The sequence below is a fragment of the Erwinia sp. STN24 genome (assembly GCF_041320675.1).
GTDB classification, from domain to species: domain Bacteria; phylum Pseudomonadota; class Gammaproteobacteria; order Enterobacterales; family Enterobacteriaceae; genus Erwinia; species Erwinia aeris.
In genome coordinates this window covers 1,947,063-1,961,590 of the sequence record NZ_JBGGPM010000001.1, presented here as the reverse complement: position 1 = coordinate 1,961,590, position 14,528 = coordinate 1,947,063, and the positions used below count along the sequence as shown (strand labels likewise).

Below are 14,528 nucleotides of genomic sequence, written 5' to 3'. Positions count from 1 at the left end.
CTTTGCCCTTTACGGGGCGGCAAACAGAATGAATCGGATGCATAAACCTTTCCTCGATCCGCTGGGGCTGACCTTCCCGCAGTATCTGGTGATGCTGGAATTGTTTAACGGAACGCCCCGATCGGTAGGGGATTTGGGCGGCAGGCTGGGGATGGATACGGGCACCATTACGCCGCTCCTGAAGCGGTTGGAAGCGGCGGGGAAAGTATCCCGCCGACGCGATCCAAAAGACGAACGTCGGGTGCTGGTCACGCTGACAGAGAGCGGAGAGGCGCTGCGTGACACCCTGTGGGCCGTGACCGATCAAATCAGATCGGCCTGCAAACTGACGGAAGCAGGGCTGGTTCAGCTACGCGACACGCTCAATGACTTTGCCCATCCGGCAGCCGAATAACCCCTCAGCAATCAGGAGACATTTATGAATATCGGCATTATTGGCGCGGGAAATATCGGCGCCACACTGGCAGCCAAACTCTCTGCCTGCGGCCATAGCGTCAGGCTGGCAAATTCACGGGGGCCGGAAACCATCGCCGAGGTCGCCCGCAAGGCTGGCGCAACGGCGGTGACGCGGGAAGAGGCCGTCAAAGGCGCCGACGCCGTTATCCTGTCAACGCCCTTTACCGCTCACCAGGGTCTGGCCGAACTGTTGAAAACCGTGCCGGCCAGCGTACCGGTTATCGATACCTCTAACTACTATCCGTTTCGGGATGATGCTATTCCCGCTCTCGCGCAAGGTAAGCCGGAAAGCGTTTGGGCCAGCGAGCAGGCAGGCAGGCCGCTGATTAAAGCCTGGAATGCCGTGCTGGCGGCTACCCTGGCTGACAAGGGGATGCCTGTGGGCGTAACCGAACGGATTGCCATTCCGGTCGCTGGCGATGATGAAACAGCCAAACGCATCGCGATGGCGCTGGTCAGCGATACCGGGTTTGATGCCGTGGATGCCGGTAGCCTCGCGGAGTCCTGGCGTCAGCAGCCCGGTACGCCAGCCTACTGTACAGAACTTAGCGCAGCGGCGCTGAAGAAGGCGCTGCTGGCGGCAGATAAAGAACGTGCCCCCGTAAACCGCGAGGCGCTGCTGAAAGAGTTTATGTCTGCCAGCGAACCGCTGACCCACGAGCATATCGTTGCCCGCAACCGGGCAGTGACGGCATAACGCCGTTTGCACAATGACAATAATCACGGCGTTCGGGCTGTAGATATCGCCAAAGACACGCCGTATTGGAGAACGCTGCCCCGAGCGGCAGCCAATAAGACAGGAGAGAACCATGAACCCTTCATCCCCTTTGAAAATCGGTATTCTCGGTACAGGTCATATAGGCAAAACCCTGGTCCGTAAGCTGGCCGCCGCCGCGCACCAGGTGAAGGTCGCCAACTCGCGCGGGCCGGAAACCATCGAGGCAGAAACGCTTGCCACGGGCGCCCAGGCGGTAAGAACAGAAGAGGCCGTTAACGATATTGACGTCCTGATCCTTTCTATTCCGCTCGTCCGCATTCCGGACGTGGCGCCGCTTATTCGCGCGCTGCCTTCCGGCGTTGTGGTGGCGGATACCTCCAATTATTATCCGCACCGGGATCTGAAAATCGACGCTATCGAAAATGGCCAGCCAGAAAGCCTGTGGGTGTCAGAGCAGATCGGTCGACCCGTGATCAAAGCCTGGAACGCCATCGGCTCGGGATCTTTTGCCGAAAAGGGCATGCCGCAAGGCGCGGCGGATCGCATTGCGATACCGGTTGCCGGCGATGATGAGGCGAGTCGGCAGCTGATTATGCGTCTGGTGAATGATACCGGCTTCGATGCTTTTGACGCCGGCAGCCTGGCGGATTCCTGGCGTCAGCAGCCTGGCTCGCCGGTTTACTGCACGGATTTGCACTATGATGAGATCCCGGCGGCGTTGGCCGAGGCCGATATCTCTCGTCTGCCGAAAAGAAGAGATCTTGCCGTTGCTGTTTTCCAGGAGCGGGCTGGCGACTCGGTTACCAATCCGAACGCGGACTTTGGCGTCCAGGTATCGCGGATAATCTTCAGGTAAGCGAACCACAAATCTTAAAGTCCTGGCAGCGTGGCGTCTTTTCAGAGGATGTCGGGTGAGGATAAAAGAGTGGCCGTGGGGCGCGGGTACAAAGTGAACAGGCTTTGTGCGCGCGCCCCGGACGATACCGTTACTTATGCAGTAAAAAAATCGTCGCCAGCCCTAAGAAAATGAAAAAGCCGCCGGTATCGGTCAGCGCAGTGATCAGAACGCTGGAGCCGACTGCCGGATCGCGTTTTAGTTTGGTCATAATCAGCGGAATAAGGACGCCCATCAGCGCCGCTAGCAGCAGATTCAGCACCATCGCCAGCATCATGACGCCGCCCAGCGCCGGATTGCCGTACATCGCCCAGGTGACGCCGCCCATAATACCGCCCCAGCAAAGACCGTTAATCAATGCCACGCCCAGTTCGCGCGCGATCAAAAACGAAAAGTTACCCGGTTCGACCTGATGTAGCGCCAGCGCGCGCACGATCATGGTAATGGTCTGATTGCCGGTATTGCCGCCGATCCCGGCTACAATCGGCATCAGCGTCGCCAGCGCCACCAGCTGGGAAATCGTATCCTCAAACAGGCCGATCACGCGTGAGGCGACAAAGGCTGTACAGAGGTTAACCGCCAGCCATGTCCAGCGAGTGCGTACCGCTTTCCTGACCGGGGCAAAAACGTCCTCGTCAGGGTTTACGCCGCCCATCTTACGAATATTGCTGTCGTTCGCCTCGTTAACCAGGTCGATAACGTCTTCGATGGTGACGCGCCCCATCAGCTTGCCTTTGGCATCGATAACGGCGGCAGAGATCAGATCGTAACGCTCAAACGCGCCCGCCGCGTCTTCAGCCTTGTCATCCAGCCGAAAGGTCACCGGCCTGTCGTTCATCACCTCGAAAACCCGCTTGCCGGGCTTGTTCAGCAGAATATCCATCAGCGTCAGCTCGCCCAGCAGCATATTGTTTTCGTCGGTAATAAAAAGCTTATCGGTGCCTTCCGGCATCACTTTCTTCCGTCGCAGATAGCGCTGTACGGTTGCAAGTTTGATGTCGGCCGGTACGGTAACCAGCTTAAAATCCATGATGCGCCCGACGCGGTCGCGGTCGAAATCCATCACTTCCAGCACGCGTGAACGCTGCGCCGGATCGAGCGAGGTCAGCAGCCGGCCCGTTAAATCACGCGATAAATACTTGGCGAGATAAACCTGTTCATCAATATCCAGCGGTTCGATCGCCTGGAGCAGATCGCGATCGCTCATCTCCTCGATCAGGCTTTCCCAGACGTTTTCAGACGCTTCGACCAGCACTTCGCCGCGTCGGTTGGTACCGACCAGCTGCCAGAGCGCCTGGCGTTCCTCTTCCGGCAGCGCTTCCAGCAGGTCGGCGATATCCGCCGCGTGCAGCAGCGGCAGGTAGTCTCTCAGCTCCTGCACCTGCTCCTGATGCGCTGCAGCTTCCGCTTCGCTTTGTTTCAGCGGTTTGCGGAGCAGCGTATCCACGAGGTCGTTGTCGTTGAGCAGAAGATTAAGTATACGGTTACGGATTTCAGCAAGCTGCTGAGCATGTGACTGAGCTACAGACATAAAAATTCCCTTGTGTCTGGCAAAAGCGGACAAAGAAGTAAGTATTGCTTAATTTGGGCGGATGAACGGAATAAGTTGCACTTTTTCAGGCGGCCAGGCCGCTATTTAGCGCCGGGGGCAGAGACCGTCGTTTCCTGCTGTTTTTGTTTGTGGTGTTCGATAGCCCCGGGCAGCACATAAAGCAGGCGTGCTGCCAGGATAATAAAGCTGACCAGCAAAACGATCCGGGTCATACGGCTTGTTTTACGCTGTTTTCTGAATGGCATGGCGCGGTTCACGCAAGTTTCCTGAAGTTAGCCCGTAGGCAATTGCACAATTTAGACACAGCGCGGCCGCCAGGTCAATGCCGATCGCCCGAAGGAGAGGGCTTTGTTCAGACGCGCGGCGCGGCGGGTTTACCTCTCAGCTTCCCTGACGGCAGCGAGATTCTGGCAGAGAAAAGCATTGAAAATGATGAAGATCAATTTTAGCCGGAGGAATATGCATAGTATTGCGGATACGCCAGCGCCGGTCTGCTCCGGCCTATCCTGTTCGGGCGTGATCGCCCTGTTATCCAGCGAGTATCATGATCATCACGGCCCGCCTTAACCGCTTCCGTCAAAGCCCCTGGGGGCTTGCCCTTATTCTGCCGGCTATTCTGATGCCGCTCACCACGCAGCTTTCGGTGCGCCTTTGGATGCTGGATGGCTACGTTTATCTGATCTATCTGCCGCTGGCTATGATCATAGCGATGCTGCTGGTGTATGACTGGAAGGCTTTTCCGGGGATAGCAACAGGGCTGAGCCTCTACTATTTTAACCGCTACGCGCCCGGGCCTGCGGCGGCGATCGCCGCCACCTGGCTGTTGGTGCTGTTAAGCGGCTGGAGCGGCTACCGGCTTCAGGTGAAACGGCGCTGGGGCGTCAGCTATGGCGAGCTGCGCCTGATGCCCAACAGGCTGTTCTGGCTGGCTTTTTTTATCCCCTCGCTGTTTGTTTTTATGATGCAGGGGCTGGCGACGGCAGGCCTTGTGCCGCTAAAAGGCTCGATTTTCCCCTGGGAACCGTTTTCGCTGCATACGTTGCTGAATTTTCAGTCCGTGCTGCTGGCTTGCGTCACTATGGTGCCGGTCTGCTATCTGGTTGTCCGCAGCCTGCGCAGTCCGGGCTATCTGCGGCTGACCATCTTTCGCCTTCGCCAGCAGTTTTCACCCGAGGTCAGCAAAACGGAAGGCGTGGTATGGACGCTGCTGTTGGCGTTTCTGTTGACCATGCTGCTACAGGTCGCGCCTGGCCGGCAGAATCTGTTGGCCACCGAATACGGTTTGCCCCTGATGCTGCCTTTAATGCTCTGGGCAGCGATGCGTTTCGGCTATCTTTTTACCGGCCTGCTCTGGGCGCTGCTGCTGATGGTGCTTTATCAGCTGCGCGATCGTTTTCTTCATCCGGATACCGGGCCTTATCAGCTGGCGGTTATTTCAGCCAACCTGCTGGTGTTCAGCCTTAGCCTGCTGCTGATGGCGGCTATCACCACGCGCCAGCGCCGCACGCTGGCCAGAACCAAAGCGGCGGCGTTAAACGATCCCGTCATGAATCTGCCTAATCTGCGCGCGCTAAGCCTGGCGCTGGCAAACAGCCCCGGCTCCACGCTCTGCTTTCTGACTATCCCCGATCTGGATCGCCTGAGCCGCATCTATGGACTGCGCCTGCGTATTCATTATAAAAGCAGCCTGGCCGCCCATTTGAAGCCTGAACTTCAGCCGGAGGAAGACGTTTATCAGCTCCCCGGCTTCGATTTAGTGATGCGGCTGGAAGGGAGCGGGCAGCTGGCGCGGATTGAAAAGATCACGGCCCGGCTGAAAGATTACTGCCTGAGCTGGGACGGCCTGCCGGTGCATCCCGGTATCGGCGTCAGCTATTGCAGCGTCCTGCCGCCGGTCAATCATCTTTATGAGCTGCTCGGCGAGCTGAGCGGCATGGCGGAGCTCTCGCTGACCAGCGGCATAACGGAGAACCTGCAGCAGAAAATGACGCAGCCGGTGCAGTACCGCATCAGCAAAAAAATCGCGCTGCTGAATACCATCCAGCAGGCGCTAAAATCCAACGGTTTCCAGCTGATTGCGCAGAGAATTTGCGGCGTGCGCGGCGACGACTATCACGCGGTCTGGCTTGCTTTGGAAAACGACCATCGCGAACCGGTACCGGCAACAGAGTTTTATGCGGTCATCAACGAGTTCGGCTTAACCTGGGAGCTGGACTGCTGGCGGTTGCGCCAGATCCTCTGTTTTATCAACCAGCATCGGACAAGGCTGCCCGGGATCCGCATTGCGACGGAGCTTTTCACCCTTAGCCTGTGCAGGCCGGGGCTGGCGAAAGAGATACAGGCGATGTTACAGGATTACTGCGTTGAGCCGTGGCAGCTGATCTTTTACGTGGAAGAGTCGCCGATGCTGACGCCGCACGGCGGTGGCTATCGGGCCATCGACCAGCTGCGCTATCTGGGTTGCCGCGTCGCTATCAGCAACTTTGGCCACGGCTACGGCAGCTACGCGCTGTTAAAGCAGATCGAAGCGGATATGCTGCGGCTTAACGGCGAGTTTGTCCGCAATATGTTTAATAACAGCCTGGATTATCAAATCATTGAATCAACCTGCATTATGGCCCGGCTGAAAAAGATGCAGATTGTGGCGGCGGATGTGGAAACGCAGGAGGCAGACACTCTGCTGCGCAAGCTGGGCGTGGATTACCTTCAGGGCGCGCTGTACGGCGAAGCAAAGCCGCTGTATTCGCTGGTGGAGAAGGACGAGGCGCCTCCGCAGAGGCTGCCCGACTAGCCGCTACTCTTTCACCCGTTCTTTTTGCGCCAGCAGCGTGGCGAAACGCAGCGAAATGCGGTTGCCGTGCTCGTCCGTGCGGTGCAGCTGGCCGACATGCTCGTTATATTTCACGATCCGCCATTTGCGATAGTACTCGCTCAGCTCGCCGGATTTAAACGTGAAGGGGAACAGCGAACACGGATAGTCCTCCGTGTCCATCGCCGAGACAATCAGGTTATAGCCGCCCCGTACCGTGCTGGCCTGCATATCGGCAATCAGCTGCGGAATGGCTTCCGGCTGTAAAAACATCATCACCACGGTAGAGAGCACCAGCTCGTAAGCGCCGTTAAACCTCACATCATTAAGATCTTTAACCGCCGTGTGAATGCCGCTCAGCTGCTCTTCCGCAATAATTTGCTCAAGACGCGCCGGATTGCGATCCCAGGCGGTTACCTCAAATCCCTTCAGATGGAGATAAAGCGAATTCCGCCCGCTGCCGCAGCCCAGATCGAGCGCCCGACCGCCGGGCGCTATCTGACTAACGGCCGCCACCACTTCAGAGTGCGGGGCGGTAAGCTGATACTTTTCGGTGTAGTAATGGTCGGGCTTCTGGTTCATTCATCGGACTCTTTGATCGTCAGCTGCCAGCCGGTCACCTCTTTCCAGTAGCTCTGTTCGCGTTCCAGATCGAGCTGAACCAGATTGTTCTGGCTAAAGTAATCGCGGGGGAAGGTCAGCGTCCAGTGGCCGTCGTCCGTCTCCAGCAGCAGCGAATCGGGCGTCGAAGTCGCCTGGCGCTGATTGTTCAGCAGCGTGCCCAGCCGCAGCAGAAACACCAGCGGCAGAAACTGCTTTTTCTTGTACAGCGTCAGGCGCGGCAGCTCGTCCACCTTCACCGCTTTGCGATGCCAGCGTACCAGCGTCGCCAGCAGCGTTTGCTGATCCTGATTAAAGCCCGGCATATTGGTGTTTTGCAGGATATAGGACGAATGGCGATGCAGGCCGCTATGGTTGATGGTCAGCCCCACCTCATGCAGCATCGCCGCCCATTTCAGCAGCGCGGCCAGCTGCGGATTCGCCTGCTTAGGATTTTGATCCCGCCACTGGACGTAGAGCTGTTCGGTGGTGTCCAGCACGCGCCGCGCCTGGTCGCTGTCGATAGCGTAATGGTTCGCCATGCTCTGCGCGGTACGGCTGCGAATATCCTGATGGCGGAAGCGGCCCTCCATCTCATAAAGCACGCCTTCGCGCAGCGCGCCGTCGGAAAGCCGAAGCTCGCGGATAGCCAGCGCGTCAAAAACGCCGCAGAGAATCGCCAGGCCCGGCACAAACACCACCTTACGCTCGTCGGAAAGGCCCGGCAGGCTCAGGCTGTCGAAAGACTTATGCTTAATCACCTCGTCATAAAGACTCTCCAGCCGCTCTGGCGTAATCAGCTTGTCTTTCTCGCCCATCGCCTGGAGCACTTCCACCGTGGCTTTGATGGTGCCGGACGCGCCCAGCGCGTACTGCCAGCCGTGCAGGCGATACTGCCAGGAGAGCGTTTCCAGCTTTTGCGTGGCGGCCAGCCGCGCGCGGCGGAAATTCTCTTTGCTGATGGCGCCGCCGGGGAAATAGAGATTGGCGAAGCTGACGCAGCCCATGCGGCGGCTTTCCACCAGTTTAGGTTCGAAATCTTCACCGATCACCAGTTCGGTCGAGCCGCCGCCGATATCGATCACCAGCTTGCGGCCTTTTTCAGGCTGGGTGTGCTCCACGCCCATAAAAATCAGGCGCGCCTCTTCCTGCCCGGAAATAACTTCAATCGGGTAGGGGATGACGTCCGCCGCGCGCCGTAAAAAGTCTTCCGCATTCACCGCCTGGCGCAGCGTGTGGGTGCCGACGATGGTAACGTTGGCCGCGCTGAAGCCCTGCAAACGTTCGGCGAACAGCGCCAGACAGCTCAGGCCGCGTTCAATCGCCTCTTCGGCCAGCACGTTGTTGTGATCCAGGCCGTCGGCCAGATGCACCCGCTGTTTCAACCTGCCGAGCACCTGCATGGCGCCGTCCACCACGCGGGCAATCACCATATGAAAACTGTTTGAGCCCAAGTCGATGGCGGCGAATTCCTGGGGTTTGGGCGTACTTTTCTGGGATATTGGCATAGTGGTTAGTCAGGTTGTTCCAGAGATTTAATGTAATCGTAAATAGCCAGCTGCGCGCGCACCTTACGGCGGTTGCCGCGCGGAACGTAACGGTTGCTAAGCTCTTTGTCTACGAAGCGCGCCTTAAGCGTATCACTGAAGAGGATGCCAATAATATCCAGCACCCGCTGTTTCAGAATAGGGTCAAGGATGCAGCAGGCCACTTCAATACGGTAATCGATATTGCGTGTCATCCAGTCGGCGGAGGAGAGGAACACTTTTTTGTCGCCGCCGTTATCGAAAATATAGACGCGATCGTGCTCCAGATAGCGATCGACAATGCTGATCACGCGGATATTATCGCTGATGCCTTCCAGATTGGGGATCAGCGAGCACATGCCGCGCACCAGCAGGTTAACCTTCACGCCGACGCTGGAGGCGGTGTAAAGCCGATCCACCAGGCCTTTATCGACCAGATTGTTGATCTTCAGCGTGATGCCGGCCTGAATGCCTTTCTGCGCGTTGGCTATTTCGTTATCAATCAGCTGATAGAGCATCTGACGCGAGTTCTGTGGCGACACCATCAGGTGCTCGAAACTCACCGGACGATAGGGGTTTTCGATAAAGTTAAAGACGCGTCTGACCTCGTTGGTGATGCGGGCATCTGCGGTCAGTAAGGAGTAGTCGGTGTAAATCCGCGCCGTTTTTTCGTTGAAATTGCCGGTGCCGATATGGGCGTAGCGGACGATCTCGCCGTTTTCACGACGGGAAATTAAAAACAGCTTGGCGTGAATTTTCAGGCCCGGCGCGGAGAAAATCACGTGCACGCCCGCTTCCGTCAGGCGTTTCGCCCAGTGAATATTCGCCTCTTCGTCGAAACGCGCCTGTAGCTCCACCACCACGGTGACTTTTTTACCGTTATAGGCCGCGTGGATCATCGCATCGATAATGCGTGAATTCTTCGCCACGCGGTAAATGTTGATCTTTATCGCCAGCACGGCAGGGTCGAAAGAAGCCTGGCGCAGCAGCTCCAGCACGTGCTCAAAGGTGTGATAAGGATAGTAAAGCAGCACGTCGCGATTGCGGATGGCGTCAAAGCCGTTGCGGAAGCGGTCAAACCAGATGTGGCGCAGCTGCGGCAGCGGTTTGTTGACCAGATTGGCCTTGCCGACGTTCGGGAAGCCGATAAAGTCTTTAAAGTTATGGTAGCGGCCGCCGGGCACTATGGAGTCATAGTTGCTGATGTTCAGCTTCTTGCTGAGCATCTCCACCATCGCGTCGGGCATATCGCGCTGATAGACAAAGCGCACCGGCTCGGCGGTCAGGCGCTGCTTCAGGCTGGAAGACATCAGCTCCAGCAGGCTGGACTCCATTTCGGTGACCAGGTCATATTCCGCATCGCGGGTCATCTTCATCGAATAGGCGTTCAGCGCATCGTAATCAAAAAAGCCGCGGAAGATATCGCCCAGACAGTAGCGCAGAATGTTATCCAGCAGGATCATCGGTTTGCGGCGGCGCGGTGTTTCCGGCGGCAGGTTGACAAAGCGCGGCACCTTATCAGACGGGATCTCCAGCAGCGCATAGTCAATCTTTTCGCCGCGAATAATCTCTACCGCCAGATAGGTGTAATCGTCTTTCAGAAACTCAATCAGATCGGTGTCGGGATAAACCAGGATCGGCGTAATGTGCTGCCGCAGCTCGTGTTTAAAATAGTGCCGCAGCCAGCTTTGCTGATTGGGAGAGAGCTGACGTTCGTTGATCAGAAAAATTTGGTTGCGCGCCATTTCCAGCAGCAGATCGTTATACAACCCGTCAAATTCCTGATCGGCTTTCAGCACGCGCGCCTGGATTTTTTTCAGCAGATGGCGCGGCGTGTCGGGCGAACCCTGTTCTTCCCCAATCAAAATGCGGCGTTTCAGATCGGCGAAGCGGACTTTATAAAACTCTTCCAGATTATTGGAGTAGATGCCCAAAAACCGCATCCGTTCAATCAGGGGATTGGATTTGTCCGCCGCTTCCTGTAAAACGCGCTCATTAAAGGATAACCAGCTTAGTTCTTTCTCTATATAAAGCTTTTCCTGACCCATTTTTACTCCGTTCCACAGATCCTGTAAAAAACCAGGCATTGTCTCGGGGCATTATGACGAGAGTATGACAGCCCTGTCTATGGCGAATCCCGATTGTCTTATTAGCCACATACGGGCAACATAAGGCGCTTAAGCGCATTTTATAGCGAAGACTGGCATGAACCCAATTCCCATTCCTGCACATTATAACGATCGGCGGCGGCAGTTTATCGATCGGCTGACCCGACGCGTGGTGATGGCCTGCGGACTGGCGATTTTGCTGGTGATGCTGCTGCTGTTCGTCTGGCTGATCTGGGTGGTGGTGCCGCTTTTTTCGTCGCCGACGCTCAGCAGCGTTAGCCGCATTGCGCTGGATCAGGACCAGCCGGCCGTAGCGATGGGCATGGACGCGCAGCAGCAGTGGGGATGGCGTATTGACGCGCAGGGCAGGGCGGAATTCCTTTCGCTGATGAATCAATCGAAAGTGCCTGCGCTACGGCTGGCGCAGGGCCGCGTCGCCGTTGCGACGGATAACGACAGCGTCCTGCTGAAAAGCGCCGCCGGCCTGACGCTGGTGCAGCCCGACTTCAGCGAAGCGGAGCCGCGCTGGAAGTTTCCGCTGGGCGACCAGCCGCTGGGCGGCAATCCCGACGCGAAGGTTATTGCGCTGGCGCAGACGGCGGAAAACCGCTGGCTGGTGGCCGAGGCCAGCGCCACGCAGATCACGCTTTACCGCTTTCAGCCGCTACAGGCGACGGCAAGCTTCAGCGTCAGCGTGCCGGACGTCAGCCAGCTGATGATTTCGCCCGATGGACGGCTGCTGTACGGCCTTGCCAAAAACAGCCTGCGCGTCTGGCGCATCACCGACGGCGGTCTGACGCTGCGCGAATCCCACACCTTACTGCAACAGCCGGAACGGCTGGCCCAGCTCAGCGGGGGCAGCACGCTGCTGATGGCTGACCACGACAGCATCACACAGTGGTTTGATATCGCCAGCGCGACCGGCCCGCATCTGAACGCTATCCGTGCTTTCCATCACGCCAGCAACCAGCCTCTGCTGTTAAGCGAGGCGCATCGCCGCGTGTTCGCTACCTTAAACCCGGCGGGCGAATTTAAGCTGTTCGCCAGCAAGCAGGAAGGCGTGGTGCTGCGCAGCCAGCTCGATCCCGGCGTGCTGAACGCGGCCTTTGCGCCGCGCGGCGACGGGCTGCTGGTGGAGCGACAGGGCAGCTGGCAGCATTATCACCTCAGCAACCCCTGGCCGGATATCAGCTGGCGCAACCTGTGGCAAAAAGTCTGGTATGAGCACTATCCGCAGGCGGACTACGTCTGGCAGTCCACGTCGGCCAACGACGATTACCAGGGCAAGTTCAGCCTGGTGCCAATGGTGGTCGGCACGCTGAAGGCGGCGGGACTGGCGATGCTGTTCGCCACGCCGCTGGCGCTGGCCGCCGCTATGTATACGGCCTGGTTTATGGCGCCCGCGCTGCGTCGCTGGGTAAAACCGGCGATAGAGATGATGGGCGCGCTGCCCAGCGTGGTGATCGGGCTGATTGCCGGGCTGTGGCTGGCGCCGCAGCTGGCGGATCGCCTGGCGGGCGTGCTGCTGTGGCCGCTGGCGCTGGCCGCCGCGCTGCTGCTGTGCAGCCACGTTTCACAACGGCTGCCGGAAAAATGGCGCAGGCGGCTGTGCGACGAAGGGCGTGAAATCTGGATTTTACTGCCGGTGCTGCTGCTGGTGACGCTGGGCTGCCTCTGGCTGCTGCCGATGCTGGAACATCGCGTGCTGGGCGTCAGCCTGGCCGACAGCCTGTGCGGCGGCTATCAGCAGCGTAACCTGCTGATCGCCAGCGTGGCGATGGGCTTTGCGCTGGTGCCGCTGATCTTCACCCTGGCCGAGGACGCCATTTTCAGCGTGCCGCCGTCGCTGGGGCAGGGATCGCTGGCGCTGGGCGCGACGCAGTGGCAAACCTTAACGCGCGTCGTGCTGCCGGGCGCGTCCGCCGGTATTTTTGCGGCGCTGATGATCGGCTTTGGCCGGGCGATAGGAGAAACCATGATCGTGCTGATGGCAACGGGCAACACGCCGGTGACGGAAGGCGGATTGTTACAGGGCGTACGCACGCTCTCCGCTAACGTGGCGATAGAAATGCCGGAAGCCGCTGCAGGCAGCGGCCATTATCGGGTGCTGTTTCTGAGTGCGCTGGTGCTGCTGGTCTTTACGCTGGTGGTCAACACCCTGGCGGAGCTGGTGCGTCAGCGGTTGCGTCAGCGCTTCAGCCAGCAGGAAATGCAGGGATGAGCGCCGTTAGCCGCAATCATCGCTGGCGATGGCTGACCGGCGGCGCGGTGGCGCTGAGCCTGTTGGCGTTTCTGTTGCTGATCGCGCTGCTCGGCTGGTCGGCCATGCGCTACTTCTGGCCGCAGCCGGTGACGCTGTTTACGGTGGATCATGCGCCGCAGACGCTGGGTGAAATCGCCAGCTCTCAGGGCGTCCCGCGCGAGCGTCTCGAGGCCAGCGGCGCGCCGCTGCCGGATAATCTGCCGGAACACGTGACGCGTTACCTGATTAAAACCGGCAACCGCGACTTCAGCGACAGTGATTTTCACAGCCTGCTCAGCAGCGATATTATCGCGACGGAGCGGCCAGGCAACGTTATCGCCCTGCAACGTCGCGTCGGCGGTATGGCCTACGGCTGGTTTGACGGCCTGCGCGAAAACGGAAGGCCGCTGGTGGCTGCCGATATGATGCGCGTGCTACAGCAGCGGATTAAAGAGACGCGGCAGCGCCAGCGGCAGGCAGAAAAAATTCGCCATGTGGCGCTGGCGCGGCTGAACAGCGAAATGGAGCAGCTGGATCGTAAACGGCAGCGCCTGGAGCAGGAGCAGCGCTATACGCCGCAGGCGCAGAGCATCTGGCAGGCGGACAGCGCCGAACTTCAGCGGCAGTTTCGCCAGCAGGCGCAGGCGCTGACCGGACTGAGCCAGGAGAACGAAGGCACCGTGCTGGTGCTGCGCGACGTCACGGGATCGCAGCATCTTATTCCGCTGACGCAGATCCTGGCGGCCTGGTATCCCAACGCCATGAGCTACGGTGAAAAGTGGCGCCATTTTGGCTCGCAGCTGTGGCATTTTGTCAGCGGCGCTTCCGGCGGCAGCCTGGGCGAAGATGGCGTATTTCCGGCTATTTTCGGCACGATTTTAATGGTGCTGCTGATGTCCGTGGTGGTGATGCCGCTTGGCGTGGTGGCGGCGATCTGGCTGCATGAGTATGCCGGCAACGGTTTTCTTACGCGTCTTGTGCGCATCGCGGTAGTCAATCTTGCTGGCGTGCCCTCCATCGTTTACGGCGTGTTCGGGCTGGGCTTTTTTGTCTGGCTGGTCGGCGGCAGCCTGGATCGGCTGTTCTTCGCGCACGCGTTGCCCGATCCCACTTTCGGCACGCCGGGCCTGCTCTGGGCGTCGCTGACGCTGGCGCTGCTGACGCTGCCGGTGGTGATTGTCGCCACGGAAGAGGGGCTGTCGCGCATTCCGCAGACGCTGCGGCAGGGATCGCTGGCGCTGGGCGCAACCCAGGCGGAAACGCTGTGGCATGTGGTTTTGCCGCTGTCGATCCCGGCGATGCTGACCGGGCTGATCCTGGCGGTGGCGCGAGCGGCAGGCGAAACCGCGCCGCTGATGCTGGTTGGCGTGGTGAAAATAGTGCCGGAGCTGCCGGTGGATGCGGTTTTCCCCTATCTGCATCTTGACCGCAAATTTATGCATCTTGGCTTCCAAATCTACGATCTGGCGTTTCAGAATCCCCATGCGCAGGCGGACAGGCCGCTGGTTTTCGCCACGGCGCTGCTGCTGGTGCTGATTATTCTGGCGCTGAACCTGCTGGCGATGGCGCTGCGCCACCGGCTGCGCGAACGCTACCGCGCGCTGATTAATTAATGGAGAAGA

At 58.7% G+C, this 14,528-nt stretch carries 11 protein-coding genes; 6 read left to right on the top strand and 5 right to left on the bottom strand.

What is annotated here, in order from left to right:
* Window positions 1–37 precede the first annotated feature (37 nt).
* The 3 genes from ACA373_RS09280 to ACA373_RS09270 all read left to right on the top strand — a co-directional run bounded on the left by ACA373_RS09280 (window position 38) and on the right by ACA373_RS09270 (window position 2,030).
* Complete coding sequence (locus ACA373_RS09280; RefSeq protein WP_253459366.1) at window positions 38–394, top strand: MarR family winged helix-turn-helix transcriptional regulator; 357 nt, start codon at window positions 38–40, stop codon at window positions 392–394.
* Between the two features lie 24 nt (window positions 395–418).
* Window positions 419–1,153: an NADPH-dependent F420 reductase gene (locus ACA373_RS09275; protein WP_370734369.1), complete on the top strand. Its 735-nt coding sequence runs from the start codon at window positions 419–421 to the stop codon at window positions 1,151–1,153.
* Between the two features lie 112 nt (window positions 1,154–1,265).
* Window positions 1,266–2,030: an NADPH-dependent F420 reductase gene (locus tag ACA373_RS09270; RefSeq protein ID WP_370734368.1), complete on the top strand. Its 765-nt coding sequence runs from the start codon at window positions 1,266–1,268 to the stop codon at window positions 2,028–2,030.
* A 130-nt stretch (window positions 2,031–2,160) separates the two neighbouring features.
* On the opposite strand, the gene mgtE is transcribed toward ACA373_RS09270, so the two are convergent.
* Both mgtE and ACA373_RS09260 read right to left on the bottom strand, forming a co-directional pair.
* Window positions 2,161–3,600 (bottom strand): magnesium transporter, encoded by a 1,440-nt coding sequence (mgtE, locus tag ACA373_RS09265; protein ID WP_125289544.1) that lies wholly within the window; start codon window positions 3,598–3,600, stop codon window positions 2,161–2,163.
* 101 nt (window positions 3,601–3,701) lie between these two features.
* Window positions 3,702–3,878 (bottom strand): YfgG family protein, encoded by a 177-nt coding sequence (locus ACA373_RS09260; protein WP_125289545.1) that lies wholly within the window; start codon window positions 3,876–3,878, stop codon window positions 3,702–3,704.
* A 287-nt stretch (window positions 3,879–4,165) separates the two neighbouring features.
* On the opposite strand from ACA373_RS09260, the gene ACA373_RS09255 reads away from it, so the two are divergent.
* The gene (locus tag ACA373_RS09255; protein ID WP_370734367.1) at window positions 4,166–6,412 is read left to right on the top strand and encodes an EAL domain-containing protein; all 2,247 of its coding nucleotides are present in this window, start codon (window positions 4,166–4,168) and stop codon (window positions 6,410–6,412) included.
* Window positions 6,413–6,415: 3 nt separating this feature from the next.
* Here the strand turns inward: ACA373_RS09255 and tehB are convergent, their stop codons facing one another.
* From tehB to ppk1, 3 genes are read right to left on the bottom strand one after another with little or no spacing between them, the layout of a single operon-like run.
* Window positions 6,416–7,012, bottom strand: coding sequence for a tellurite resistance methyltransferase TehB (gene tehB, locus ACA373_RS09250; protein WP_253459374.1), 597 nt, complete (start codon window positions 7,010–7,012; stop codon window positions 6,416–6,418).
* A complete protein-coding gene (gene ppx, locus ACA373_RS09245) occupies window positions 7,009–8,538 on the bottom strand; it encodes an exopolyphosphatase (RefSeq protein ID WP_253459376.1) in 1,530 nt (509 codons plus the stop codon). Before ppx ends, tehB begins: the two co-directional genes overlap by 4 nt.
* A 5-nt stretch (window positions 8,539–8,543) precedes the next feature.
* Window positions 8,544–10,604, bottom strand: coding sequence for a polyphosphate kinase 1 (gene ppk1 / locus ACA373_RS09240; protein WP_253459378.1), 2,061 nt, complete (start codon window positions 10,602–10,604; stop codon window positions 8,544–8,546).
* Window positions 10,605–10,761: 157 nt separating this feature from the next.
* Between ppk1 and ACA373_RS09235 the strand changes: the two genes are divergently transcribed.
* Together ACA373_RS09235 and pstA are read left to right on the top strand one after the other, a co-directional pair.
* Window positions 10,762–12,885: an ABC transporter permease subunit gene (locus tag ACA373_RS09235; protein WP_370734366.1), complete on the top strand. Its 2,124-nt coding sequence runs from the start codon at window positions 10,762–10,764 to the stop codon at window positions 12,883–12,885.
* On the top strand, window positions 12,882–14,519 hold the full coding sequence (pstA, locus tag ACA373_RS09230) for a phosphate ABC transporter permease PstA (RefSeq protein ID WP_370734365.1): 1,638 nt from the start codon (window positions 12,882–12,884) through the stop codon (window positions 14,517–14,519). Before ACA373_RS09235 ends, pstA begins: the two co-directional genes overlap by 4 nt.
* Window positions 14,520–14,528: the final 9 nt, after the last annotated feature.

What these genes read in the sequence shown, in the direction of transcription:
- ACA373_RS09280 (WP_253459366.1), top strand. Translation starts at nt 38, where the DNA reads ATGCATAAACCTTTCCTCGATCCGCTGGGGCTGACCTTCCCGCAGTAT.
- ACA373_RS09275 (WP_370734369.1), top strand. Translation starts at nt 419, where the DNA reads ATGAATATCGGCATTATTGGCGCGGGAAATATCGGCGCCACACTGGCA.
- ACA373_RS09270 (WP_370734368.1), top strand. Translation starts at nt 1,266, where the DNA reads ATGAACCCTTCATCCCCTTTGAAAATCGGTATTCTCGGTACAGGTCAT.
- mgtE (WP_125289544.1), bottom strand. Translation starts at nt 3,600, where the DNA reads ATGTCTGTAGCTCAGTCACATGCTCAGCAGCTTGCTGAAATCCGTAAC.
- ACA373_RS09255 (WP_370734367.1), top strand. Translation starts at nt 4,166, where the DNA reads ATGATCATCACGGCCCGCCTTAACCGCTTCCGTCAAAGCCCCTGGGGG.
- tehB (WP_253459374.1), bottom strand. Translation starts at nt 7,012, where the DNA reads ATGAACCAGAAGCCCGACCATTACTACACCGAAAAGTATCAGCTTACC.
- ppx (WP_253459376.1), bottom strand. Translation starts at nt 8,538, where the DNA reads ATGCCAATATCCCAGAAAAGTACGCCCAAACCCCAGGAATTCGCCGCC.
- ppk1 (WP_253459378.1), bottom strand. Translation starts at nt 10,604, where the DNA reads ATGGGTCAGGAAAAGCTTTATATAGAGAAAGAACTAAGCTGGTTATCC.
- ACA373_RS09235 (WP_370734366.1), top strand. Translation starts at nt 10,762, where the DNA reads ATGAACCCAATTCCCATTCCTGCACATTATAACGATCGGCGGCGGCAG.
- pstA (WP_370734365.1), top strand. Translation starts at nt 12,882, where the DNA reads ATGAGCGCCGTTAGCCGCAATCATCGCTGGCGATGGCTGACCGGCGGC.